General features: G+C 64.2%; 18 protein-coding genes. 10 read left to right on the top strand and 8 right to left on the bottom strand.

Features of this window, described 5'->3' with window-relative positions; genetic code table 11:
• From D769_RS08155 to D769_RS08140, 4 genes are all read right to left on the bottom strand, one after another.
• The coding region (locus D769_RS08155; protein ID WP_040010943.1) for a TolC family protein at positions 1-1542 on the bottom strand (1542 nt) is incomplete at its 3' end.
• Positions 1535-3526 (bottom strand): FUSC family protein, encoded by a 1992-nt coding sequence (locus D769_RS08150; protein WP_008643894.1) that lies wholly within the window; start codon positions 3524-3526, stop codon positions 1535-1537. The genes D769_RS08155 and D769_RS08150, both read right to left, overlap by 8 nt.
• Positions 3507-4556: a multidrug transporter subunit MdtN gene (gene mdtN / locus D769_RS08145; protein ID WP_008643892.1), complete on the bottom strand. Its 1050-nt coding sequence runs from the start codon at positions 4554-4556 to the stop codon at positions 3507-3509. The genes D769_RS08150 and mdtN overlap by 20 nt, the downstream gene beginning before the upstream one ends.
• Entirely contained in the window at positions 4553-4807 is a 255-nt protein-coding gene (locus D769_RS08140) for a YtcA family lipoprotein (RefSeq protein ID WP_008643890.1), read from the bottom strand. The genes mdtN and D769_RS08140 overlap by 4 nt, the downstream gene beginning before the upstream one ends.
• 345 nt (positions 4808-5152) lie before the next feature.
• Here D769_RS08140 and D769_RS08135 point away from each other — a divergent pair, with 345 nt between their 5' ends.
• Positions 5153-6025, top strand: coding sequence for a flagellar brake protein (locus D769_RS08135; protein WP_008643888.1), 873 nt, complete (start codon positions 5153-5155; stop codon positions 6023-6025).
• A 45-nt stretch (positions 6026-6070) separates the two neighbouring features.
• Here the strand turns inward: D769_RS08135 and D769_RS08130 are convergent, their stop codons facing one another.
• Complete coding sequence (locus D769_RS08130; protein WP_008643887.1) at positions 6071-7282, bottom strand: M20 aminoacylase family protein; 1212 nt, start codon at positions 7280-7282, stop codon at positions 6071-6073.
• Positions 7283-7356: 74 nt separating this feature from the next.
• Complete coding sequence (locus D769_RS08125; RefSeq protein ID WP_008643885.1) at positions 7357-8661, bottom strand: MFS transporter; 1305 nt, start codon at positions 8659-8661, stop codon at positions 7357-7359.
• Between the two features lie 291 nt (positions 8662-8952).
• On the opposite strand from D769_RS08125, the gene D769_RS08120 reads away from it, so the two are divergent.
• Positions 8953-9879 (top strand): LysR family transcriptional regulator, encoded by a 927-nt coding sequence (locus D769_RS08120; protein WP_008643884.1) that lies wholly within the window; start codon positions 8953-8955, stop codon positions 9877-9879.
• On the opposite strand, the gene D769_RS08115 is transcribed toward D769_RS08120, so the two are convergent.
• Positions 9836-11071 (bottom strand): AraC family transcriptional regulator, encoded by a 1236-nt coding sequence (locus D769_RS08115; RefSeq protein WP_008643883.1) that lies wholly within the window; start codon positions 11069-11071, stop codon positions 9836-9838. The genes D769_RS08120 and D769_RS08115 overlap by 44 nt on opposite strands.
• A gap of 296 nt (positions 11072-11367) precedes the next feature.
• Between D769_RS08115 and D769_RS08110 the strand changes: the two genes are divergently transcribed.
• From D769_RS08110 to D769_RS08070, 8 genes are all read left to right on the top strand, one after another.
• On the top strand, positions 11368-12375 hold the full coding sequence (locus tag D769_RS08110) for a tripartite tricarboxylate transporter substrate binding protein (protein WP_035884600.1): 1008 nt from the start codon (positions 11368-11370) through the stop codon (positions 12373-12375).
• Between the two features lie 13 nt (positions 12376-12388).
• On the top strand, positions 12389-14083 hold the full coding sequence (locus D769_RS08105) for a long-chain fatty acid--CoA ligase (protein WP_008643880.1): 1695 nt from the start codon (positions 12389-12391) through the stop codon (positions 14081-14083).
• A 78-nt stretch (positions 14084-14161) separates the two neighbouring features.
• Entirely contained in the window at positions 14162-15145 is a 984-nt protein-coding gene (locus D769_RS08100) for a tripartite tricarboxylate transporter substrate binding protein (protein WP_008643878.1), read from the top strand.
• A gap of 693 nt (positions 15146-15838) precedes the next feature.
• The gene (locus D769_RS08095; protein ID WP_008643876.1) at positions 15839-16339 is read left to right on the top strand and encodes a sigma-70 family RNA polymerase sigma factor; all 501 of its coding nucleotides are present in this window, start codon (positions 15839-15841) and stop codon (positions 16337-16339) included.
• Between the two features lie 27 nt (positions 16340-16366).
• Positions 16367-17338, top strand: a complete 972-nt coding sequence (locus D769_RS08090; RefSeq protein ID WP_008643874.1) for a FecR domain-containing protein — start codon at positions 16367-16369, stop codon at positions 17336-17338.
• 232 nt (positions 17339-17570) lie between these two features.
• Positions 17571-19676 (top strand): TonB-dependent siderophore receptor, encoded by a 2106-nt coding sequence (locus D769_RS08085; protein ID WP_234707106.1) that lies wholly within the window; start codon positions 17571-17573, stop codon positions 19674-19676.
• A gap of 10 nt (positions 19677-19686) precedes the next feature.
• Positions 19687-22101, top strand: a complete 2415-nt coding sequence (locus D769_RS08080; RefSeq protein WP_008643870.1) for a TonB-dependent siderophore receptor — start codon at positions 19687-19689, stop codon at positions 22099-22101.
• A gap of 520 nt (positions 22102-22621) precedes the next feature.
• Complete coding sequence (locus D769_RS08070; protein WP_008643868.1) at positions 22622-24079, top strand: hypothetical protein; 1458 nt, start codon at positions 22622-22624, stop codon at positions 24077-24079.
• A gap of 80 nt (positions 24080-24159) precedes the next feature.
• On the opposite strand, the gene D769_RS08065 is transcribed toward D769_RS08070, so the two are convergent.
• On the bottom strand, positions 24160-26217 hold the full coding sequence (locus D769_RS08065) for a TonB-dependent receptor (protein ID WP_008643867.1): 2058 nt from the start codon (positions 26215-26217) through the stop codon (positions 24160-24162).
• Positions 26218-26890 lie beyond the last annotated feature (673 nt).

Here is a 26890-nt window from a genome sequence, read left to right as displayed (position 1 = left end):
CGGCTCCGGTGTCGCGCCGACCGCTCCCGTGGCCAGGGCCAGCGCGGCTGCCGCCGATAGCGCGCCACTGTACGCGTCGGCCGACGCATTGCGCGCCAGCAGTAACTGGTTCTGGGCCAGATTGGCATCCGTGACTGTGCCGACGCCCTTGCGGTAGGCCGCGAACGCGGCGTCGTACGTGATCTGGGCGGCGTCGGCCAGGGCCTTGGCGGCTTCGTATGCCGCAAGGCTGGTTTCGAGCGCGCTCTGACTGACCACGACCTGCCGCACCGACTCTTCCTTGGCCCGCGTGAGTTTGGTCGACGCGCTGTCGGCGTCGTTACGCGCCTGGGTCAGCACCGCCGATCGCAGCCCGCCGTCGTAGATCGGCACGGTAATGCCGAGGAACACGCTGGCGCCATAGCGGTAGCCGTTCAGGTTCACGGTCGGTGCCTGCTGGGCCACCGAGGGGATCGCCGTGATCGAAGACCCGCCCGACGCATACGACGTGAACGCCGACATGAACACCTTGGGCAGGAATTCGGCTTCGGCCGCCTTGACCTTGGCCTGGCTGGCCCGCTCGATTGCGTAGGCGCCCAGCACGTCGGGTCGCCGCGCGATGACTGATTCCACGATCTGCTCGACGGAGCTATGCAGGGCCGGCGACAACGGACGGACTGGCATCTCGGCGATGCGCGGCTTCGACAATGGCGAGATGCCGATCGCGGTGACCAGCGCCAGGTAGGCATCGGTCTCCGCGCCCCGCGCCTGCACCATCGCCAGGTTGGTCTGCGCGCGGTTCTGTGTGGCCTGGGCAACTTCCACCACGGTGCCGATACCGCGCTGAAAGCGGGACTTGGCGGCTGCCAGCACGGCATCCGCGTTTTCCATGGCCTGCTGCACGGTGCCCGCGCGGGTGCGCGCTGCCTGATAGCGATAGAACGCCACGCTGACATCGTGGATGATGCGTTGGTGCGCGGCCGTAAAAGCGATGTTTGCCGCGAGCGAAGTCTGTTCGGCGGCTTCGACAATGCCCGCGCGCTCGCCGAAATCGAACAGCAGCCATTGCAGTGACAGCACGCCCACGCCGCCATGGCCCGACGAATTCGTGCCGACCGATCCGAGCGCGCCCGATACCGAACCGTGCCCGTTCTGGTAGCCGCCCAGCGCGGAAGCGGAGATCTGCGGCAGATAGCTACTCTTCGCGACCCCCGCAGCCAGCGCGGCGTTGCGTGCATCGTTCCAGGCCACGCGCGTGATCGGATTCGCCGATTCGGCCATGTCGATCAGCTCGGGCAACGTGTAGGGATGCGCTGGATCGAGCGCCGCCGGCGGTGTGATCGACGCCAGCGCGGAATTGGCGGGCAGCCGGTAGTCGGCCGGCTTGCTGGTGTTGGCCGTTGCGGAAGGCTTGCCCGGCACGAGCTCTCCGGATGCCGTGGTCGTTGGCTGCCAGGGACGATCGGGCTGCTCCGGTGCAAGGTCGAGCGACGCCGTCGCGCAACCGGCAAGGCTGGCGCCGAGCAGCATCAGCGGGAAAATCGGCAATCCTGTTCTAGGCATGCAACGGTGATCCGGTGGCGGCGGCCGGCGGATCGTCCTGGCGCGGAGCGGCGAGATGCCGGTCCACCAGGGCGAGCAGCGCGTCGCGCGGGGAATGCTGCGGAGAAAGCGGGGCCGCGCTTGTTACTGGCGCGTGACCATCCATGCGAACGGCCTGCAGACGTCGATCGACCTCCGGATCGCCCGGAAACCGCTCCGCCAGCAGAAAAAGCGGACCGGCTACGGCGTCCAGCGTTGCCAGATGGCGCTGGCGGGCCTCGATCCAGTCGGTGCCGGGTCCGACCAATGCCGGCTCATATCTGGCCAGGATCAGGTCCTGCGTGATCGCGCCATGCAGCGCCAACGCGGCGGCGGCGTTTTGCCGTTGTGCCTCGCGCCGGGGCGTGGCAATCAGTTGCCGCCATTGCCGCACCATGTCATGGAGCGCGGCTTCGATCCGCCCTGAAATGCTGACCGGCCAGATGCGCGTGAAGACCAGGAATGTCACCAGATTGCCGATCACGATGCCGATGGTCCGGTCCCGCGCAATCGTCAGGTCGTAGCCAGGCCCGGCTCCCTGAATCACGCAGAGGTAGAACGCGAACGCGATCTGGAAGCCCGCATAGGAGATACGGGGCGACCCCTGCGCGACCCAGGCGGCCACCCATGTGCCCGCGAAGACCAGCATCAGGAGCCCACCGACGGAGTCGATCGACGGTACGACATAGACCAGCGCGGCAGTGCCAATCAGCGCGCCGATCAGGCAGCCCGCCAGCCGCAGCGAAAGCTTTTCGACCGTTTCGGCCGCGGTCGACAGCGATACCAGATAGACCGTGATGAAGCAGGTATGGATGCCGGGCCAGTTCAGTTGCTGGTAGAGCACGTAGCAGAACATTGCCGCGCCGGTGGTCTTGAGCGCGTAGCGGATGTGCTCGGGATTCGTGAAGGCATCCGCGCTGAGGAATCCGCCTTTTTTCTCTTCCGTTGCGTTGGGGGCCGCAGCGAGGGCCGCGTTGGCCTGTGCGCTCGGCGCGTCCGCATCGGCGAAGCCGACGATGGCGTCACGCAGTTCCACGGCGATGGCCTGCTGCACTGGCGCGAGCGATTCGAGCGCGGGAAGCGCCAGCGTGATCTCCGCCGGGTAGCCGCCCGCCTGGAGCATCGCCGCCATCTGATCGAGCGTGTCTGCGATCGGGGCGCGGAAGGCGGCCGGCAAGCGGGCGTTCGGCTGCCGGAGCGCCATGTCGGCAGCAATCAGAATGGCCGTGGTCGACGCGGCGGCCCGTCGCAGCGCCGCAAGGTCTTCGGCGCGGGACAGGCCCTCGATCTTCGCCAGCTTCAGCCACATGCCGACGGGTTGCGTGCCGTCGCGCAGCAGCGGGACGAGCATGGCTGGGGCGGCGTCCTCCTGTCGCAGGCTGGCAGCAGCCATGCGCAGGCAATGGGCGAGGCGGTCGCCCGCCAGCCGGCGTGGTGAAGGTCCCATCACCAGATTGACCGCCACATTGACGCCAATCGGGATCGCTACCATCAGCCACGCGTAGAGCAGGGCGCGCGTGGCGGCTTCTCCGCCCGGGACCAGTCCGAGTTCATCGAGCCCGAAGCCGATGATCATTGCCACGATGGCGCCAATCGGCCGAAGCTTGCTGGCCGACGTGAGAAACAGCAGCGCGGCCGACAGGACGGCCATGAAGGCCAGCCGCCGCAGCGAATCGTCGACACTGAAGTTGGCCAGCACGATCACCAGGCCAATGATCAGGCTGACCAGCACCAACGCTGCCACACTCATCACGATGCTGACGGTGCGATCTTCCCGGTTGATGAAGAAGATGACGTAGGCAGAGATAGCGGCTTCCGGCGTGCCGTAGATGGCGGTGACGAGCACCGTCAGCACGCTCGCCACGGTGATGCGAGTGGTGGCCGACGCCCGGCCGGGCGTCGGCGCGAGCAGGGCGCCGATGTCGCCCAGGCCGAGGCGCAGCTTGTCAGCGGCAGGCTGCGCCATGCCGGATCTCGACGTTTGCGCTGGCGCCAGCGCGGGCCAACGTCTCGGGCGGGTCTTCGAGCCGGATGCGAACCGGGAAACGCTTGGCAACACGTACCCAGTTCACTGAGGCCTGCACGTAGGGCAGCGAGCGCGGCAGGTTGAGCCGTTCTGTATCGGTGATGCCCGCGCCGATGCCGGTCACGGTGCCGCGTATCGCCTTGCCCCGGTCGATCATCGAATAGACCGTGGCGCAGTCGCCGATGTGAATATCGGCCAGCGAGGTCTCCCGGAAGTTCGCCACGGCAAACCATTCGCCGGTATGAACGAGCAGGAACAGCGACTGGTTCGGAATCACGACTTCACCGGCCAGCACGGAGAGCCCGGTGACGCGGCCTTCCTGCGGGGCATGGACCACGGTGTCCTGCAACGCGCGCTGGGCGATTGCCAGCGCGGCTTCCCGGGCGTGGACCGCGGCGATGGCGTCGTCGTCGTTGCCGATGGCTTGCGTGGTTGCCGAGTGCTGGACGTTCGCCTGCTTGAGCGAGACCGCCGCGTCATGCTGCGCCACCTGGGCCTGGTCGAGCTGCTGCTTTGGCACGTAGCCATCGGCGGCTAGCGGGCGCAGGCGTTCCACCGTGCGTGCCGTCAAGGCGTAGTTCTGCTCCGCGCGCGTGGTCTGCTCGGAGGCGATCGACGCGGCCGCGCGTTCGCTGACGATCGTGCGCCGCCGCGTGCCGAGGCCCGCCTGCGCGAGTTCGAGATCTGCCCGCGCCTGGTCCACCGCCAGCTTGTAAGGCACAGGGTCGATTTCGAATAGCACGTCGCCCTTGGCGACGTGCTGGTTCTCGGTGACGGCGATGCGGGCGATGCGTCCGCCTACCGGCGAGGCCACATGAACGACATCGGCGTCGAGCGTGGCATCGTCCGACGACGGATGGTGCACGGTCCGCTCATAGGCATAGACGGAAAGCAGCACGGCCACCAGCACGATTGCCAGGGTAATGACCCGGCCGCGTAGCGGCCCCTTTTGAACGCCGGCCATTTTCATAGAAGATGCCCCGTACCGATCAGCCAGACGATCTCGGCGATGATCAGGCCAATTGCTGTATTGACAATTAATTGAGAGCGAACGGTTTCCGCCCAACCGGTTTTCACGAACACGCGGTAGGAAACCACGGCGCCGAAAATACCGATGACGGCGCTTAACAGCCACAATGGAAAATAAGCGCCAAACAGGCCGACCGAAGGCGCTCCGGCGCATCCTTCAAGTAGACAAGTCAACGTGCCGATAATGGCCATGCGAGCCCGAAGTCCAAGCCGGGCAACGGTTTTCGGGGAAAAGGCACCGGGCATCCGCATCACTCGGGAAGCCGATGGGCTGATGGATCAGCAAATTCAGGAAACTGGCGAGCGGAATACCGGGGACCGGTCGTAGACGTGGACAGTTCAGAGGTCATGGATAGCGTCGCTCACATGCATGAAACCGAGACAAAATCGGCTCAGGCAATATAACAGCGCACATTGACGCTTGTCCAAAGGTGATTGATTGGTAATTCGCACAAGGCACTCGAACGCTTGCAACAGATACGGCGGTAGAGTAAGGGCCAACAGGCACGACCAGGGAAGAATCAAGGGCAGACTGCAATGCGAAGGGAAATTCTGGCAAATGAGATCGAGCTGGGACAGCCACTGAAGTCGGCATTGGTCGATGAACTGGGCTTTCCCGTGGCGGATGAGGGAACCGTCTTCCAGACCGGGGACGAGGTTGCGCTCGTGCTGCAGGCGGGACGTTGTTTCTGGGCGGACGACATGGCGCCGCTCAGGCCGGACGAGCCATCGCCCCCATGGGCCGGCGGTTATGGGCTGCTGGTCGGCACGCTGCTGCACGTCAAGCGACCTGGCGATCTGGAACGCGCCTGGGTGAGCCGCTTGATCGGTTTCAACGATGACGCCGTGTTCGTGGCGTGGCCCGGCCTGGCCGGCACGTCTGCGGAGCCCTGCGACGGCGATCTGGTGCTGGTCCGTGGTTTCACGGGCACCAGCATCCACAGCTTTTCGGCACGTGTCCGGGCGACTTCGCGCACGCCGTTCCCTTATTGGATGCTGACGGACATCAGCCATGTCGATGCCCGTGAAATGCGTGGCAGCATCCGTGTGCCGGTCCGGCTGGTGGGACGAATGTCCCGTGTGGATGGTGCCGACGCCCCTCAGACCGTGCTGATCACGGACCTGAGTACCGGCGGCGTGTCGGTTTCCACGGCCAACGACGCGCTGACCGCGCCGGGCTTGCAGGTGCGGCTGGCGTTCACGCTGCGCACCGGCGGGATCAAGTCGGCCTTCTCATTGGAGGGCTGGACGCGGCAGGACCCGAATGCTGGCGCCGCCGCGCCGTACCACAGCGTCGGCGTGGCGTTTGACGGCTATGGCGAACGCGAGGCGCTGCTGCTGCGCTCCTTTGTCCACGAACAGTTGCTGGAAAGCGCGACCATGCGCCCGGCAAAGCTGGCGAAGGACTAGCCGCCGACGGGTCCGGCGGCGGCGACCGGATCGGGGCTCAGGCAGTCAGGCTGTCAGGTACGTCTGCGCCAGCCGTACCCAGCAGGCGGCGCCAAGCGGCAGCACCTGATCGTTGAAGTCGTAGCCGGGGTTATGCACCATGCAGCCGCCGAATTCGCCTTCGCCGTTGCCGAGGATCAGGTAGCAGCCCGGGACTTCATTGAGCATCCAGGCGAAATCCTCGCTGCCGTTGAGCCCCTTCGGGGCTTGCGTGACGACGTTCTCCGCCCCCACGAGATCGGTGCAGATCCGCTGCGCCAGACGGGTTTCGGCTTCGGTATTGACCATGGGCGGGGTGAGCTGGCGGTAGTCGATGTGTGCCTCGACGCCGTGGGCCTGCGCGGTCAGGCTGACGATCTCGCGGATGCGCTGCTCCACCATCGCCCGGGTTTCCGCGCGCGCCGCGCGCACGTTGACGCCAAGGGTTACCGATTCGGGGATCACGTTGTGCGTGGCGCCGCCACGAATGAAACCGATCGACACGACGGCGGTGTCGTCTGGCGCCACATTGCGGGCTACCACGGTTTGCAGCGCCGTCACGATCGCGGCGGATGCGGCAATCGGATCACGCGCGCGGTGCGGCATCGCCCCATGCCCGCCCACACCCTTGATGGTGATGTCGGCCACGTCGGAAGACAGGCTGACCGGCCCTGGCAACACACGGAAACTGCCCGCCGGCACGCCCGGCATATTGTGGAGCGCGAAAACCGCATCGCAGGGGAAGCGCTCGAAGAGCCCGTCTTCGATCATCGCGCGCGCGCCGCAGAGGTTCTCTTCGTCAGGCTGGAAAATCAGGTTGAGCGTGCCGTCGAAGCTGCGGCTGTCGGCCAGCGCCTTCGCCGCGGCCAGCAGGATGGCGGTATGGCCGTCGTGCCCGCAGGCGTGCATCTTGCCGTGGTTGCGGCTGGCATAGGGCAGGCCGGTGGCTTCGACGATGGGCAGCGCGTCCATGTCGGCGCGAATGCCCAGCCGGCGCGTGCCGTTGCCCAGTTTCAACTGGCCTACCACTCCGCTCTTGCCGATACCCGTGTGGACGTCATAGCCCCAGCTCTGCAGCAGGTGCGTCACCAGCGTACTGGTGGCGCCGACTTCGAATCCGAGTTCGGGCTGGGCGTGAATCTGACGACGGATGTTGACGAAGGTCTCGGCGTCGATGTCGACCGGAGGCAGCAGATGGGGCAGCAGTTGAAAGGGCTGGAGCGTGGGTGCTTTAGTCATGTCAGGGTTCCTTGCGGGGAAAGGGGGCAATCGGGTGCAGGCGGGGCTAGCGGGTGCTGGCGGATGCTGGCGGGTCAGTGGGTTTCGCGCACTTCGCGCAGGGTCAGCACGGTCAGCAATGTCACGGCGCTGCAGGCCATCATGTAGAACGCTGGGGACAGCGGATTGCCGGTGCGGGCCAGCAGCCAGGTGACGACGAACTGGCATGAGCCGCCGAACACCGTGACGCCGATGGCGTAGATCACCGACAGGCCGCTGGCCCGTACCTTGATCGGCAGCATCTCCATCATCATGAGCAGCAGTGGCGTCGTTCCCAGATACAGGCTCGCGGTCAGCAGCGCGGAGAGCGACAGCACCAGCGGCACGCTGGGGTAGTGCGTCATCAGCCAGAAGGCCGGATAAAGGGCCACCACGGTGAACAGGATGGCGGCGACCACCAGCGGCTTGCGGCGCTGGAGGCGGTCGGCCAGCCAGCCGGAGCAGAGCGATGCGGCAAAGCTGGTCAGACCCGTGACGCAGCCGGCCAGCAGCGATAGCGAGGCCGGGAGATGCAGTTCCCGGATCATGTAGGTCGGCATGAAATAGATCACCAGATACGTGCCGACGGTGCCGCCGATGATGGTGAGGACGCCTTTGGCCACCAGGGTGCCGTGCTCGCGGAACAGCGTGCCGAGCGGGCTTGGCGCATGGGTCTCGGCCGTGTGCGTTTCGTCCAGATGCGATCGGATGTAAAAGCCTACGGGCGCAATCAGCAAGCCCAGGAAGAACGGCACGCGCCATCCCCAGCTCTGCAGCGCTTCCGGCGACAGGCTGCCGTACAGCACCGCCGCCGTCAGCGCGCCGCACAGGGCGGCGATGCCCTGGCTGCCAAGCTGCCAGCTCACACGAAATCCACGCCCGCGGATACCGCCGGCCTCCATCAGCATGGCGGTGGAGGCACCGATCTCGCCGCCCAGCGAGAAGCCCTGAAGCAGACGCCCCGCCAGAATGATCAGCGGGCCAAGCAGGCCCGCCGTGGCGTACGTCGGGGCCACCGCCAGACAAAGCGTTCCAACCACCATCAGGCCGATGGTCAGCGTCATGGCAGCCTTGCGTCCGTGGCGGTCGGCATAGTTGCCGATCACGAAGCCGCCCAGAGGCCGCATCACAAAGCCGATACCGAACGTTGCCACGGCCAGCAGCAGCGAACCGTAGGCACTCTCGGAGGGGAAGAACAGCTTGCCGATCATGAGCGCGAAGAAGCTGTAGACGGTGAAGTCATACATTTCCAGCGCATTGCCGATGGAGCAGGCGGCGATCAACCGGGCCTGGCTGGTTCGTCGTGGCTCGGCGGCAGCCGGTGCGGGGGCAAGAGCCGGCTGCAGGGTGGCGTCATTCATCGGTGGTCTCCGAAGGTGGGGGACGGGCTTCTGTTCAGGAACCCTTGGCGATGAAGTATTCGGGGAAGTCGCGAACCTACAAAATCGCAAATATTCATCCCGATAACCAAATAGAATCACCGCCATAACCAGTGTTCACCGGCTATCGGGGAAAGCCCGGAAGTGCTGGCGCGAGAGACCGGACGCATGGTGCACCGCACAGGCGCGCGAAGCACCTGATGCGCACCTGATGCGGGCATGGTCCGGTCGGGGCGCCGCGGCGGGCGCGGAGAAGAGGGGGACCAGTCGAACGTGAAGCTACATCAACTGCGCATTCTGCTGGCCGTGGCGCAGCACGGCAGCATCCATGAGGCGTCACGCGGGCTGCATATTTCGCAGCCCGCGCTATCGAAGGCCATCGCTGAACTGGAGCGAGAACTTGGCGTCACGCTGCTGTCCCGCTCCGTGCGCGGTGTGAGCTTGACCGCGTACGGGATGGCGCTGGTCAAGCGCGCCACCGTGGTCGAACAGGAACTGCGTCACGCGCTGGAAGACATCGAATCCATACGTGGCCATGCGGAAGCCGAACTCAACATCGGGTTTACCGCCGTGGCCTCCAGTGGCCCGCTGCCTGATGCCATGGCGGCGTTGCGCAAGCGCTTTCCCAACGTCGCCTTGCGTGGCTTCGAGCAGCGCCCGCAGCAGATTCAGGAAGGGCTGCGGGAGGGGCGGCTTGATCTCGGGCTGATCTCCACCAATAGCGGGCCGGGAGCGGGCGGACTCCAGTGGGAGTCCTTGTTCTCGGTGCCGATGCGTCTGGCCGTGCGGCCGGGCCATCCACTGCGACGCGTCCGCCGGCTGCGTCCGCTGCTGGATGCCGACTGGCTGGTGCTGGACCCGCTCGATGACCCCGGCAGCCCGATATCGAGCCTGATGCGGTTGCACCGACTGGAAATACCGCGCCGGATCGTGCAGAGCGCATCCAATCTGCTGGGGCTGCAGCTGGCTACCAAGACCGACCTCATCAGCATGTGGTCAGATTTCGTTTTCCGGGGCACTGGCGGGCCGTTGCGCATGGACCCCGGTTCGCTGGAGGTGCTACCGATGGAGGACGAACTGCCGGACTTCAACGTCTACCTGGTCTATCGCTCGATGGACCTGATGACGCATGTCTGTGCCGAGTTCAGCAAGGAAATCAGGCACTTTGCCGAGGGCTATCTTCCTGGATGGGCGAGATAGGTTGCATGCCGCGCTGCCGGTACTCGCCGGGCGCGACGCCGGTCCATTTCTTGAATGCGCGGTGGAAGGTGCTCAGCTCGGAAAAGCCCAGCCTCAGCGCCACCTGTTGCAGCGACAGGCATGAGTGCTCGAGCATGCCGATCGCCGCGTCGCGGCGCAGGTTGTCCTTGATGTTCTGGTAACCGCGGCCTTCATCGCGCAAGCGACGGCTCAGGGTTTGCGGTGTCAGGCGCAGCATCTGCGCCATCTGCTCCAGCGACGGCAGCTCGTCATCCAGGTGGGAGCGCAGGTGCAGCCGGATGCGTTCCGCCAGGCAGCTATTGTCGCGATAACGCACCAGCAGCTTGTGTGGGGTCTCGAGCAGGAATTCGCGCAGGCCGGCGGGATCCTGCATCACCGGCAGCCGCAGCCAGGCAGCATCGAAGTGCAGGGCCGTGCAGGACTGCCCGTATCGGACCGTCGTATTGAAGATACGCTCGGTGTCCGTCAGCGCCTGGGGCGGGCCCGAACCCAGATCGACATGCGACAGGGGCACGCGCCGCGCCACCAGCCAGTTGATCAGGCCGTAAGCATGGAACGCGAAGGTCGACTTGGCGAAGATCTGGCACGGCGTGGCTGGCGCATGCCCGTGCAATATCAGTGAAGCCGTCTTGCCGTCGGGGCTGAGGTGCAGCCGTGGCGTGAATTCGTCGAGATGCAGCCGGTACTGGCGCAACCCGGCCTGGATGGCCTCTCCCAGGGTGGCGCTGTGGACCATCGCGCCGGCCGCATGGGCGAAGACGCCGGGAGGTACGGGGCGGCTAAGCAGGCCCCACAGTTCGTCGCGCGTGGTGCGGCGCAGCGTACGGATCAGCGCGGCGTACTGGTCCTGGGTCACGCGCGCGTTCGGCGATGCCAGCAGCGCCGGAGAGATCGCAGCACGCCGCAGCACGGCATCGATGTCGAATCCCAGTCGGCGCACCCCGAGCAGGATCTGGTCGACATGATGGATGGCGATGGTATGGCGGGCCGGCGCTGGCGTTGCCGTTGTCGCAAGCGGGGCGATGGTGGTGCCAGTAGTGCCAGTAGTGCCAGTAGTGCCAGTAGTGCCAGTAGTGCCAGTAGTGCCAGCCAATGCCGGACCCGGTACAGCGGTGCTGCGCTGCTTGCCCGGCACGGGGTGCCGGTGAGCGGGAGTGGCAACGATGTGCATGAGTCTCCTCGTCGTGTAGGGCAGCTCCGGAACCCTGCCGCGCGCAATGGCGGCATGCCGGGCTGATGCGGACCTTACCGCGCCCGGTTCGCGACACACAATCGGGATTTGCCAAAGCCTGCCTTCCGTCTGAACGATTCGGCCAATGATTTTGGGTTGTCTGGTCATTGTCCAGACCGTGCCGGATCACGCACTCTCTCACTATGCAGAAGTCCGGAGCCGGGCGGATCGCCGCCGGCAATGCCGGACTCGGCAGCGACCCGGGAAAACAGGACAACAAGAAAGGAGACAACCACATGCTGGCAAATCGCCGGAGTGCATTGCTGCGTCTTGGCACCGGAGCGCTGGCGCTGGCGGGTGCTGTTGCTGGCCTATCCGGCGCCGGTACCGCCATGGCCCAAGGGGCCTTCCCGTCGAAATCGGTGCGCCTTGTGGTGCCGTACCCGGCCGGCGGGGCTACCGACGTGCTGGCGCGGGCAATTGCCGATGGCCTCGGCAAGACCTGGAAGCGCCCGGTCGTGGTGGAAAACCGCCCCGGTGCCAGCGGCATGATCGGCGCCGAGGCCGTAGCCCGCGCGGAGCCGGACGGCTACACCGCGCTGCTGACCATCACCACGCTCGTGCAGGCACCGAGCCTCTACACCAAGGCGCCGTTTGACCCGGTCAAGGACTTCGCGCCGGTATCCGAGCTTGGCACCACCAACCTGGTGTTTGCCATCAACAGCAGTGCGGTGCCGGCCACCAGCCTGAAGGAATTCATCGCGCTGGTCCGCGCCAAGCCCAGGCACTACTCCTTCGGATCGTATGGCACGGGATCGAGCGGCCACCTCTATGGCGAGATATTCAACGAATCCGCCAACCTCGACATGATCCACGTCTCCTACAAGGGCGAGGCGCCCGAGTTGAACGACTTGCTCGGTGGCCAGGTGCCAGCTGCGGTGATCTCGGTGATGGGCGCCAAGCCCCACGCCACGTCCGGGCGTCTGCGTGCGCTTGCCGTGACCGGCGCGTCGCGCTCGCCCCAACTGCCCGATGTGCCGACCTTCAAGGAGAGCGGCGTTTCCGGGATGGATTCGCTGGGCTGGTTTGGCCTGTTGCTGCCCGCCGCCACGCCGCGGTCGATCGTCGAGAAGTTCTCGGCCGACGTCAACAAGGTGTTGGCAGACCCCGCCGTGCGTTCGCGCATGAACGACATGGGCGTGATCCTGACCGGCAGCACGCCCGATGCCTTTGCGCAGACCGTGCAGGCCGACTATGCCCGCTGGGGCAAAGTGATCCGTACCCACAACATTCGTCTTGATTGAGCCTTTGCCTGACATGAAGTCCGCCAGTACATCCCAGCCTTACCGTTCTCCCGCCTGGCCTGCCGGCCTGCCTGGCACGCTGCATGTGCCGCAGACCAGCCTGTTCCACAACCTGGAAGTGGCCGCGCGGCGTTATCCCGCCAAGACGGCGATCCAGTATTTCGGCACCGCGATCTCCTATGCGGAACTGCTGGATGACGTCGAACGGATGGCTGGCTATCTGCAGCAAAGCTGCGGCATTCAGCCCGGGGATAGGGTAGTGCTTTACAGCCAGAACGCCCCGCAGTTCATCGTGGCGTACTACGCCATCCTGCGTGCCGAGGCGGTGGTCGTGCCAGCCAATCCGATGTGGCTGGAAGCCGAACTGGAGCATGTGGTTACCGATAGCGGCGCGGTGGCCGCGTTCTGCGGCAGCGAACTGTATGAGCGCGTCGCGCCGCTGCATGGCAAGGCGCTGCGTCACGTGATCACGTACCACTACGCGGGGATGCTGCGCGACGATGGTGGCCTGCCGGTTCCGGCCTGGCTCCGCGAGCCTGCTCCCGCGCTGCGCGCGGCGCCAGGTGGCGCCATGCCAGTGGACTGGGACTCCGCGCGCAATGCCGGGCAGCGTCCGCGTGCGCACGAGGCCGGCTACGACACGCTCTGCATGCTGGCATACACGTCGGGCACCACGGGCAATCCCAAGGGCTGCATGCATACCCACGGCACCATGATGAGTTCCGCGGTGGGCTCGCAAGTCTGGCGCAGCAGTTCGCCGGAATCGGTGGTGTTGGCGGTGGCGCCGATGTTCCACCTGCTCGGCATGCAGAACTGCATGCATTCGCCGATCTACCTGGGTGCCACCGTGGTGCTGATGCCGCGCTGGGACCGCGCGCTTGCCGCCGATCTGATCGAGCGCTACCGCGTCTCGGCCTGGGGCGCGCCGCCGGCCATGCTGGTGGACTTCTTCGCGCAGCCCGATGTGGCCCGGCGTGACCTGTCCAGCCTGGCTTTTCTGGGGGGCGGTGGCGCGGCGATGCCCGACGCGGTGGCCAACATGTTGCAGGAGCGCTTCGGCCTGCCGTACGTCGAGGCCTATGGCATGACCGAGACCGCGTCGTTCCTGCTGTCCAACCCGCGCCAGAAGCCCAAGCGTGAATGCCTGGGCATCGCCACCTTCGGCGTGGATGCCCGCGTGGTGGACCCCGAATCGCTCGCCGAGCTGCCGCAGGGCGAGATCGGCGAGATCGTCGTCCACGGTGGTCAGGTGATGCAGGGCTACTGGAACAACCCGCAGGCCAATGCGGAATCCTTCATCGAAATCGCCGGCAAGCGCTTTCTACGCACCGGCGACCTCGGTTTCATGGATGAAGAGGGCTATTTCTTCATGCGCGACCGCCTCAAGCGCATGATCAACGCGTCTGGCTTCAAGGTCTGGCCGGCCGAGGTGGAAAACCTGCTCTACGGCCACCCGGCCATCCACGAGGCCTGCGTGATCGCCGCGCGCGATGAGCATCGCGGCGAAACGGTCAAGGCCGTGGTGGCGCTGCGCCCCGAATCGCGCGGCACGCCGGAGGCCGATGCGGAACGCATCATGGCTTGGTGCCGCGAGCGTCTGGCGGCCTACAAGGTGCCGCGCATCGTCGAGTTCGTGGACGCGCTGCCCAAATCGGCCACCGGCAAGATCCAGTGGCGCGCGCTGCAGGAAGACGCCATGCGGGCATAGGCGGCGGGGGCGGCCGGTGTTTCCGGCGTATCCAGCATATCCGACGTACCGAATCCAGTTCTTGAGAGAGACAGCTTCATGCAAACGAGCAGACGAACCTGGCTGGCGCAAGCCGGCACCCTGGCGGGCGCCGCCATGCTGGGCGGCGTTGGCCAGGCACTGGCCCAGCCCAGCTACCCGAACAAGCCGATCCGGCTGATCGTCCCGTATCCGGCCGGCGGGGGCACCGATACTGTGGGCCGCATGATCGGCCAGCGGCTGGCCGAAGCCTGGGGACAGCCCGTGGTCGTCGACAACAAGCCCGGCGCCAGCGGCATGCTGGGCAACGACACCGTGGCCAAGGCCGCGCCCGATGGCTACACGGTGCTGCTGGCCATCACCGCGCTGATCCAGTCGCCCAGCCTTTACAAGCGTATGCCGTATGACGTGAACAAGGATTTCACGCCGGTCTCGCTGATTGCCAAATCGTCCGACCTGTTTGTCGTGCCCAACCGCGTTCCGGCCAGCACGCTACGCGAGTTCGTCGCGCTGGCCAAGGCCGGCAAGCTCAGTTACGGTTCATACGGCAACGGGACTTCGTCGCATCTGCATGGCGAACTCCTACGGCAGCAGACCGGCGTCGAACTGACACATATTCCGTACAAGGGGGCTGCGCCCTTGCTCAACGATCTGCTTGGCGGCCAGGTGGATTCGGCTTTCGTCGATGTGACATCGGCGTATCCGTACCTGACCAGCGGCAAATTCAAGATCCTGGGCATTACCGGTACCCAGCGCTACAAGGCGATTCCGAACGTGCCGACGTTCGCGGAGCAGGGCTTGCCGGGATTTGAGCCTAGCGGATGGTTTGCGCTGTTCCTGCCCGCCAATGCGCCGAAAGACGTGACCAGCCGTATGGCCACCGAGGTGGCGCGGATCGTCAAGCTGCCTGAAATCAGCCAGAAGCTGGCGGGCATGGGTTTGCAGCCGGTCGGGTCGGCGCCGCAGGAACTGGCGGCGGTGGTCGCGGGTGATATGCCCAAGTGGGCCAAGATCGTGCAGGACGCCCATATCCAGCTCGACTGAACACCGTCGGATCAGGATCACACGCGGGTTATCGGACAGGTTCCGATGTTTGGAGGAGAGGCCCCAGCCCCTGCCCGCCAGTGGCCCGTGATGGCTTTTCCAGCAATCAGACGCAGAGGTCGTGCACGACCTCGCGTGCGAACGCCTCACATCCGCGCCGGAAAGCGGCGCGTTCTGGACGATCACGCGAACCCCCAGGGGTTTGCCAGTCGGCACGAAGTCGAGGGTCAGGGTCTTGCCCTGAGGCGTCTTTTCGCTGCCGATCAGGCGCGCGTAGGACATTGGCTTCACCACGCCAATGCGGTGCCGTGTCTAATCCTTGACGACCTAGTGCGTGCGATTCGGTGGCCAGTGCTGTTTCGCCTTGGCGCGGCATTTGTTTGGACACGTCCCAGGCATCTCTTATGCCGTATGCGACACATGTGGCGGTGTTTCTAGTAACGTTCTTTCTTCGTAAGTGAGAATAAGTTACATTTGCATCTGATGCGAATCCGAAATTCCTGAACCGCTGTGCAGCACGGCGGTGCCTGCCGCAGTGTCTATGTCCACCAGGTTGCCTCTTTTACTTGCCGTTTTTCCTGCCTATCGGGCTTGGGATCTTTATCCGCTCGGCCATAGCGGGGCGCCGTCAGTTGGCGGCGTATGTCCTGGAAGACCTGATGACACCCGCTGTGGTGAGATGAGGTAGTCGCGATGGATCCAGGTACCCGTTCGCAGGTCGATGTCCTTTACAGCCGGCATCACGCATGGCTGCAAGGCTGGCTGTTGCGGAAGATCGGCAATGCATGCGATGCGGCGGACATCGCCCAGGACGTATTCGTCAGGGTGCTTCACAGGAAAGTCGTCGAGATCCGCGAGCCGCGCACCTACCTGGGCACCATTGCCAATGGTCTGGTCATCGATTTCTGGCGGCGGCGGGAACTTGAGCAAGCATGGCTGGAGACGCTGGCTCAATTGCCGGAAGCGCATACGCCATCGCCCGAAAGCCGTCTGCACTTCCTGCAGACGTTGATCGAGATCGATCAGATGCTCGATACGCTGAAGCCGAACGCGCGCACGGCATTCCTGCTGGCGCAGCTTGACGGCCTGACTTGCCCGCAGATCGCGGAGCGCATTGGCATGTCGCTGGCGACCGTCGAGCGGTACATCAGCCAGGCGCTGCGCCGATGCTACGCGTTGCAGTTCGGCGCTTAGCAACCGGCACAAGCACAGGGCGCAAAGATGTCCAGTTCGCAAGCCGATTTGCCGTCAGAAGTCATTGATGCGGCCATTGATTGGGCCGTCCGCCTGCTGTTCAACGAACCCAGCGACGAGATGCGCCAGCGCTTTCTGGTCTGGGAGGGTGCGGATCCCCGGCACCGGCTGGCATGGCAACGCATCCAATCACTACGCGATGGATTCCCCCGTGTGCCGGCGAAGCTGGCTGTGGAGACGCTCCGCAACGCCGAGACCATTCGCGGCCGCCGCCAGGCGATCAAGTTGCTGGCTCTGGGTGGCGTATCCATGCTTGGGTTGTCCATGGCCTATCGCGAAACGCCATGGAGAAGCTGGGCCGCCGACGTGCGTACTGGCGTGGGCGAACAACGCAGGCTGGCGCTGGAAGATGGCACGGTCGTCGTGCTCAATACCGAGACCGCCCTTGATGTTCGCTTCGATGGCCAGCATCGAGACGTGTTGCTTCGGCGTGGCGAGATTCTGGTCACGACCGGGCACGACGGCGGCGCAGCGCGGCCATTCCGTGTGCAAACGCCGTTCGGCGCGATGCGCGCGCTCGGGACACGTTTCGCGGTGCGGCTCGAAGCGGATCGCGCGTGTGTCAGCGTGCAGCAGGGCGCGGTCGCGCTGCACGACGGCAAAGCGCAATCACAAGCCGTTGCCACGCCCGGCACGACCTGGACGATGACGCAGGAGGCAAGCGCATTGAGCGATGCCGCCGCGCTGTCGCCCGACAGCTGGGCCAACGGGCTGCTTTCCGGCAGCAACATGCGTCTGGCCGACGTGCTTGCGGAGCTTGCCCGCTATCGCCACGGACGCATCGATTGCGATCCCGCCGTCGCGGATCTGGTCATCTCGGGTGCGTACCGCATCGACGATACGGATCGCACGCTGCGTTTCCTGGAGAAGGCGCTGCCAATCCGGGTGTCGTACTTCACGCGCTACTGGGTTCGCGTCGGGCCCAGGGTGCATGCCTGAGACAGGGTGATGTGAAAAAAATCGAGGTGAATTGAGGGGATTGGGCGACCTGTCCGGCTTGGATTGTAGGAACCCTCTTCAATCCGCTCTGGACTTCGCAACCATGTCGTCACACCGATCCCGCCATCTGTCATCCCGCACCAGCACCCAGTCCGCATGCTTCCCTTCGCCCAAGCCACTTGCTGCCGCACTCCATCAGGCGATGCTCTGCCTTGCCGTCGGCTCGGGTGCCATGTCAATCAACGCCACCGCGCAGACTTCCACGGACAAGGCTCCGGAAACCACCCTTCCCGCAGTGACGGTGAGCGCCGTGGCCGCCAGTGATGCCACCGATCTCCCGGCAGCCTATGCAGGCGGGCAAACCGCGCGCGGCGGCCGCCTCGGGATGCTCGGCAACCGTGACAGCCTGGATACGCCGTTCTCCACCACCAGCTACACGGCCCAGCGCATCGAGGACCAACAGGCCGTGACCCTGGCTGATGTGCTCAACGCGGACCCTTCGGTTCGCTTCACCGGCCAGACTGGCGGCGTCACCGACTCGTTCATGATTCGCGGCTTCCCGATCAATGAAGGCAACCTGTCGGAAGTCGCGTTCGACGGCGTGTATGGCGTTTCGCCGAACTACCATCTCTTTCCTGAATACATGGAGCGCGTCGAGGTCCTCAAGGGGCCGGCCGCCATGCTCTACGGGATGTCGCCCAACAGCGGCGTGGGGGGCGTGGTGAACCTCGTTCCCAAGCGGGCGGGCGCCACGGACCTGACACGCTTCACACTCGACTATGCGTCGGACGCCCAAGTGGGCGGGGCCGTTGACTTGAGCCGTCGCTGGGGCGACGACAAGGAGTGGGGCGTTCGCTTCAATGGCTTGCACCGTCAGGGGCCCACGCCGCTGGACAACCAGAAGTCACGCAGCGAGGTGGCGGCCGTATCGCTGGACTATCACGGCGACCGTCTGCGGGCATCGCTGGACCTGATCGAGCAGTACCAGTGGATCGATGCGCCGACGCGCCCGTTCCTGGTGGCTCCTGGCATCGAAGTGCCGGCGGCACCCGATGGCCGGCGTAACGTCACCCAGCCTTGGGGATGGTGGAAGTCCAACGACGTCTCGACGCTGTTGCGCGTCGAATATGACGTGGCGGACAACGTCACTGTCTATGCCGATGCCGGCGGGACGCGGTCCGACGTGTCCCGCCTCTCGGACCAGACCCCGACAATCCTCAACGCGGCGGGCGACACTTCCGCCGCAGTGCAAAACTGGAGGTTTCAGATCAACCGGATGTCGTTCGATACCGGCGTGCGCGCGAAGTTCGACACCGGTCCGGTCAAGCATGCACTTGCATTGCAGGCCAATCTCTACTCGGATCGTATTGCCAACGCCAACGTCGCGGGAACGCCGGTCCGTTCGAATATCTACAACCCGGTGGTGAGCCCCGAGCAGTCGATCGCGCCACCGAGCTTTGTTCCCAAGGTGTCGGATTCCACGCTCTCCGGCGTAGCCCTGGTCGACACGGTCAGCACCATGGATGATCGCGTGGCCCTGACGCTCGGCTTGCGGTATCAACAGGTCGAGTCGAACAACTACAACACCGCAACTGGCGCAAAGTCGTCTTCGTATGACGAGAACGCCGTGACGCCGCTGGCCGGCATCGTCTTCAGGCCATGGCGCAACGTTTCCTTCTATGCGAACTATGTCGAGGGGCTGAGCAAGGGTGATATTGCGCCGGCCACTGCCTCGAATGCCGGGCAGGTATTCGCTCCCTACAAGACGAAGCAGCAGGAAGTCGGCGTCAAGGTCGATGCCGGATCGATCATGGCCACGCTGGCAGCCTTCCGCATGACCAAGCCGAGCGGCCAGTTGTTCGGCACGGTTTACGCCGTGGACAGCGAGCAACGAAATCAAGGGCTGGAACTGACTGTCTCTGGCGAAGTGGTGCGGCGGGTTCGGCTGCTGGGCGGCATTACCTGGCTGGACGGCAAGCTGACCAAGACCAATAGCGCTGCGACGCAGGGCAACCGGCCGGTGGGCGTACCGGACTTCATGGCCAATCTTGGCGCCGAATGGGACCTGCCGTGGCTGCAGGGCCTGACGTTGACTGGCGCGCTCAACTACACGGGCCGCACCTACGTCAACCAGGCCAACACGCAGTCGGTGCCGTCGTGGACCACCGTCGACGTTGGGGCTCGCTACCGGACGAAGGTGTCGGGCAAGACCACCACGTTCAGGGCCACGGTCATCAATGCCTTCGACAAGCATTACTGGTCGGGCGTGGCTTCCTACAGCACGATTTCGCAGGGCGCGCCGCGCACGTTCCTCGGCTCGGTGACGGTGGACTTCTGATGCAGGGTCCATGCAGATAGGCTGCCGCCAGATCCTGGTTGGGATCATTCTCGCGACGGCTATCATCCTGGATGCCCAGGACTGTCCGGCCGCTGGTTCCGTGCAAGAGGCGGCGGCCGAGGCTCGCACTTACTCGATACCACCCGGGCCGCTGGACGCGGTGCTCATACAGTTCGCCACGGCATCGAGGGTGGACCTGGCCTTCGATGCCGACGCGCTGCGGAAGCTGCACAGCGCGGGGCTGACGGGGCAGCATATGATTGCCGACGGCATCGGGATCCTGCTCCACGAGACTGGCTACCACGCCGTCGACCTGCGCGATGGAGGGTACCTGATACGCAAGGCCTCTGCCGCCGACACGCAGGCGGAAGCCGCGCAGACATTGCCCACGGTGACCGTAGTCGGTCAGGCCTATCGCGCAGATGTGTCGCAGGGCGCGCAAGCCGGGCATGGAATCGCCGGCACGGTGAATCTGGGAGCCCTGGGAAGCATAAACGGCATGGACTCGCCAGTCAGTACCCGGGTTTTCGACGCGCGCGAGATCCGGGACCAGCAGGCGTATAGCGTGGCCGATGTCGTGGAGAACGATGCTTCGGTTCGCTCGGTCAGCAAGCCGGGCGGCATTCTCGACGCCTTCACGATTCGCGGATTTCCCTACAGCAACGGCAACTTCGGTGAAATTGCGTTCGATGGCGTCTACGGCATCGCATCCAACTATCGCGTTGCGACGGGGTACGTCGAGCGGGTGGAACTGATCAAGGGCCCCGCGACGCTGCTCTACGGCATGTCACCTGGCGGCGGCGTGGGTGGCGCCATCAACATCGTGCCGAAGCGGGCAGGGGACGCGGACGTGACCGAGGCCGCTGCGGACTATGGCTCGTTGTCCCAGTTTGGCGCGAACATCGATGTGGGCAGACGGCTCGGCGGCGACCGTGCGTTCGGCATTCGCTTCAATGGTGGCTACCGCGGTGGTGATACCGCTCTGGACAACCAGCATCGCGATGCCGGCTCGGGGGCGCTGGCTTTCGACTATCGCGGCAGCCAGTTGCGCGCGAGCCTCGATGTCATCGCCCAGTATGAGCGGATATCGGCGCCGTTCCGGCTGCTGCATATCGTTGCGGGTATCGACGTGCCAGCGGCGCCGGACGGCCATCGCAACATATCCCAGCCATGGGAGTCTTCGGAAATCCATGATGGCGCGACATTGGCGCGGGTTGCCTACGACGTTGACGAGAACACGCAGGTGTTCGCCCACGTCGGAGGTGGCCGGACACGTGTGGCGCGCGTTTTCGCCATCACGCCAACGATCATCAACGAGGCGGGAGACGTATCCGTATCCGATACGAACTACCGATTCGACGTGGCACGCACTAGCGCCGAAGCCGGTATGCGATGGCGGCTTGCCATCGGCCCCACGAAACATCGTATTGCACTGTCGGCCAGCGGCTACAGGGACCGGCTCAATCGCGGACTCGTGAACTCTGCGATCACGTCGCTTACCAATCTCTACGATCCCGTGCAGCTACCCCCGCAGTCAATTGCCGATCCTGTCAGCGTCCCCAAGGTGTCCTCGACGTACCTGACTGGGTTGTCCCTTGTCGACACGGTATCGACAAGGGATGAGTCCTTGCAGTTGACGGCCGGATTTCGCTATCAGCGCATTCGTTCCGACAACTTCAGCCCGGAAGGCGTTGTGATCGAGCACTACGATGCGGGTGCGTTAGCCCCTCTGCTCGGTATTGTGTTCAAGCCGAACCAGGCCGTATCACTCTACGCGCACCGCATTGACGGACTCAGCAAAGGAGATGTCGCGCCGACGAGCGCGGCAAACGCAGGTGAGGTGATGGCACCTTACCGTTCTACCCAGTACGAGGCAGGGGTCAGGCTCGCGCGGCGAGACCTTGAGGCGACCATCAGTGCTTTCCTGATCAGCAGGCCTGTTGGTGTCTTGAACGGGGCGCATTTCGGGGCCGATGGCGAGCAGCGCAACCGCGGACTGGAGCTTGGCGTACAACATGAGTTGCTGCGCGGCGTGCGCGTCAACGCCGGTGCGATGTGGCTCGACGCGACGATCTCGGGGAGTCCAACGCTGTCTGGAAAGACCCCGGTCGGCGTGCCATCATGGCAACTCAATCTTGGCGCGGAATGGGATGTCCGCCAGATACCAGGCCTGACGCTGCTCACTGCCGTGGCTAGCAACGGTGCGCAGTATGTGGATGCGGCGAATACGCAGCAGGTGCCATCATGGACTCGCTGGGACCTGGGAATGCGATATCGCGTGAGTGGCACGCGCTACCCCGCCACGGTGCGTCTTGCCGTTCGCAACGTTCTGGGAAGACGAGGATGGGCCGCCGTTGATGCCTACGGAGGGCTGGCTCAAGCGGATCCACGGGTCGCATTGGTCTCAGTAACTGCCAGCTTCTGATTGTCCGCGCCTGCAGGCGATGGTCGCGATTCCATGTTCAGTGGGTCCCACACACGAACCCTATCAGCTGTCTCACATTGCGAGACAGCAGCCTTGCGATGGCTCTGCCAGGAGTATGGCTCCACCTGATGTCTGGGCAGCATACCTCCGCCTCCCTAATGATCTTTTGCGCAGACATATGGAAGGTGATCTGGTGGCATTGAACAGTTGACAGATTGTCACCTTGATCCGCCAAGTCACGGGCAAGATCGTCACTACGTAGGTGCGGTATCGAACTTGCCGTCCAACGTACGTCAGCATAATCTCAATAGCCAGAGCATCCAGAGCGCGAAGGCGGTCAACGCAAGCATGAGCACGTTTGCGTTCCTATTGAGCATGGACCACTTTCCCTCGGTGCAGGGTTGTCCAAATATCGTCCGGAATGAAGTCGCCCCAAGCCATGGTGCGCCCAGGCGAACATCGACCGGGCCGATTTCGAGCATCCGGGTAGCCGAGCGTCGGCCCTTGGGAGAAGGACGTCATGAAGAAGCGCTCGCTGTGGGGCACTCGCTTTGCCAGTTGCTCCACGATGTTGCTGCTAGGCGGCATGGCCCATGCGCAGACGACGCCTGATGACGCTCCCACCCCCGCGCAGCTTGAGTCGCTACAGAAGGAAATCGCCGAGCGGGCGAAGCAGCTCGAAGCCATGAAGCGAGTGCTGACCGAACGGGCGGATACCATTCGCGAACTTCGTAACACTGTGGACAACGAGATGCTGGCGCATAAGCGCGGCGGCCAGGCAGAAGTTGGCGCCGGCGCGACGCCAGGCAATTCCGCGACCGGCGCCCGAGCGGCTGCGGCAGCCAGCAGCGCCACGCAGATCAACAGCACCGCGCAGGCCCAGCAGACGCCATCCGAAACGCCGCCACAGGCCGTTGCGCCACAGGATACGCAACAGGGCCAGGCAGCCCTGGGCGAACAGCAGGGCGAATCTGCAGCAGGTGCCGAGCAGCCGGTGGGCAATCCGCCAGAGCGCGACACGCGCCCGCCGGCGATCGCGCCGATCTTCGACCAGCCAGGCGTGCTCACGCCAGTCGGCAAAATTGTCGTCGAGCCGAGCTTCCAGTACAGCTACTCGTACGGCGACTCGGTGTCGCTGGTAGGCTACACGGTGATCCCCGCCATACTGGTCGGCTTGATCGATGTGCGCGACATCAGGACGTCCACTTACATCAGCGCGTTCGCATTCCGCTACGGCATCACCAAGCGCCTCGAGATAGAAGCCAAGGTGCCGTACGTGAGCGCAAGCAGCAACACGATCAGTCACGAGGTCTTCACGGGGACCGCTGTCGACAGCGCCTTCACCGCCAATGGCAGTGGCCTTGGCGATGTGGAAGCGACCCTTCGCTACCAGCTCAACTACGGCAGCGAGAAGATGCCGTACTTCATCGGCTGGCTGCGCTACAAGTCGAACACCGGCAGGGATCCGTTCCAGGTGGTCACCGATTGCGTGACCCGTTGCGTGGGCAATGCCACCGGCACCGGTCTACCCCTGAGCATGCCAACGGGAACTGGTTTCCAGGCGATCCAGCCCGGCATTACGTGGTTGTTTCCAACCGAACCGGCGGTACTCTTCGGCGGCTTCAGCTACATGCACAACTTCGCGCGTGACAATGTCTACCGCAATGTGCTTGCTGGCCAGCAGGAGTTCCTTGGCAAGATCGCTCCCGGAGACATGTTCGAGTTCAACTTCGGCATGGGTCTGGCGATCAATGAGAACGCGTCATTCAGTATCGGTTACGACCAGAGCATCATCTGGCCGACCAAGCAGAACGGAGAAACCATCGCGGGATCGGTGCGTATCACGCAGGGCACGCTGCTGGTGGGCTACTCGTATCGCTTCAACAACCGGTACACGCTGAACCTGTCGGTGGGCGCGGGCGTGACACGCGACACCCCTGACCTGACAGTCACGGTGCGGCTGCCGATCACCTTCTGAAGGCATGACGGGCTGTGAAGTCGGGACGGAATCGGAACCCGTCAATCGTCGCTTGCGTCATGCATCGAAAGGTCCAATGTTCAGAAACTCCACAAGACGCCCACCCGGAACGTCCTCGGTTCGGCGGGGTGGATATGGTGATCGTTGATCCCGGCAGGCGAGCCGTCTGCGTTGAGCGGTGACGTTTCGCCCTTCAGCAGCGAAGCATAGTAGTAGTCGATGTCGTTGACCCGCTTGCCGAACACGTTCAGAACTTCGGCAAAAATCCGCACGCCCTTCAGTACTCGATAGCCCACCTTCAGGTTGACGAGAAACGAGGAAGTGGAACGCACGCTGTTGTTCTCGATGAGCGGACGTGGGCCGAAGTAGCGGGCCCGCGCGCCTACCGACCAGCGTCCCGTGTTGTACGACACGCCGGCCGACGCCGTGGTCTGGATCGATTCCGGAATGTAATCGCCGATGTCCTCGTGATCGCGGAAGCGTGCCCGCGAGAAAGCCGCGTCCGCATCGAGGATCAAGCCGGCGAGCGGGCCGTCGGGCGGTGCATAGTAGCCTGCCAGCTCAATCCCACGGCGGCGGCTTGGTCGGCTCGGTTCTGTCGTGCCGCTGTCGCCCGAGAAGACCAGTTCCGATCCGATGTCGAGTTGCCAGAGCGAGGCCGACAACTGCAGGGCAGGGGCGAGCCGCCGGGTGCGGATGCCGATCTCGTAGCCGGTTGCCGGCACGAGCACGCTGACCTTCTGTACCGGTACGCCCGTGGACGGGTCAATCGTGGTGGTGGCGCCGCGTACGTCGTTGCTGTGATAACCGCGTCCCCAGTTCAGGAACACTTCGGTCTGGTCGGCCGGAGACATCACGACGCCGAACTTGGGACTGACGATGTGGTCGGTGCCGTTTCCGGAGTTGGCGGGATTGTCGCTCGAAACACCGTACCAGAACTGATCCGCCCGCAGTCCCGCGATCGTGCGCAGCCAAGGCAGCCATTCGGTCGTGTTGCGTACATATAGCGCCGCACTGGATTCGTTGACGGTATCGGTCCGAATCGTTTCGTAGATCTGCCGCTCTTCCGAATTGGCCAGTGCGATAGGGCCCAGCCGGTCGAATCGGACCTGCGCGCCGACCTCGGTCTCGGTGTCGCGCGGGCCCAGCTTGCCGAACCAGAGGCGCGACGCGTTGACGCCTGCGGTGACGCGATTCTCGAACTGCTGGAATTGGTCGCCACGTTCCGGGTTGTTCAGCGCGTAGGTGAAATTCGAGAACAGTTGCAGCCGGCTCTTGATGACATAGGCATTCGCCCTGAACAAGCCCGATTGCACGGGCCTGAACCAGTCGGCGGACAGGCTGTAGCGCGACGCATAGCCACCGTCCGTGGGATCGATATTCCCGAAGCGGGAGATCAGCCCTTCGTTGATCGCGCGCTGCGGCACTTGGTCGGTCGAGTCCCAGCTATTACGATAGCCCATGGCGGTGATGCTGACGCGCTCACCGGCACTGAGCGGCAGCGTGTAACGGAACATGCCATTGAGCTTGCGCACGCCTTCCGGTAACACCCATGGACCATTCTCCTGCAGCCATTCCAGCCCATAGAGCGCGGTGCCGGGGCCGACCAGGTGGGAATTGGCCAATACCGCCCGACGGTAGTCGTGCTGGCCCAGTTCGATCTGCGCGATACCGGTCGGCAGTTGCGACACGTAGTCCATGCTCACGGCACCCGCCGCCGAGAAGTCTCCCTCTTCGGCAAAGTACGTGCCCTTCTTGTAGGCGATACCGCTGACCAGCTCGGGAATCACGAAATTGAGATCGGTGTATCCCTGGCCATGGGCGTTGGTACGCATGTTGACCGGCATGCCCGCCACGGTCGTGGACAAGTCAGTGCCGTGGTCAAGGTTAAAGCCCCGCAAGAAGTACTGGTTCGCTTTTCCGTCGCCGCTGTGCTGTGTGACGATCAGTCCCGGGACGGTTTCCAGCAGTTCGCCGGGACGTAACAATGGGCGATTGGCGAGTTGCTCGCGGCTGACGTAGCCCTGGTTGGCGGAGACGGCGGTATCCGCAGTCGCGACATCGAAACGTGCCGCCTGGACGGTGATCGCCGGAAGCTCTTGTTGGGCTTGCTGAAGGCCACCTGCAAGGGCGCTCACTGGAATGGCGCCAAGTGTCGCCGCGCGAAGGCCAAGTTTTGGCGTGGTCGGGCGCCGCAAAGGCGCCCGACGAGAAAAATTGCTCTGGGTCATTTTTATTTTGTGAATTGGTAATGAGGAGGTGCGCAAACTTCATACCAACGAGCAAGCACCGATGTGGTGCGGATCGGTCGGGCAGGGTGGGGGCCGCTCGCAGACCGAAGCGGTCTCGGAATTGCTGTCAGTCGTGGCATCACGCGCGGCCGGGGACGATGCGAACTCCCGTGCGGCCAAGCCGCACATGTGGCAGGTGGCCGAAGGAGCTAAGCCGCTGCAGATCCTTTCGTACTGTCACCGGCATGGCCCGCTGCGTCAGTGTGGCCGAGTCAATGCCAAACCTGCCGCACGCTGGGCAGGTGCAATGGAGGCGGCGCAGTTCACGTGCGCGGACGCGCTACGTGGCTCTGTGGCTCTGTGCCAAATCGGGCGATTTGCGGGATCGGGTGAGCATGGCCGATCTCAGTCTGCGGGTGATACCCGTGCCCAACAAAACGCGGTAATTGTGAGTGGGGCCTCAACCTAAGCCCATCGCTAGGCTTGCCGAAGAGGCAGCCATTTGCGCAGCTTCCTCGATCAAATACCTGCCCATCAAGTATTTAACATAATAATGATTATTGACACTGTTGGTATGTTC

It is taken from the genome of Cupriavidus sp. HMR-1, from assembly GCF_000319775.1.
GTDB classification, from domain to species: Bacteria; Pseudomonadota; Gammaproteobacteria; order Burkholderiales; family Burkholderiaceae; genus Cupriavidus; species Cupriavidus metallidurans.
The sequence above is the reverse complement of the archived record's forward strand: the minus strand, read 5'-3'. Positions and strand labels throughout refer to the sequence as shown.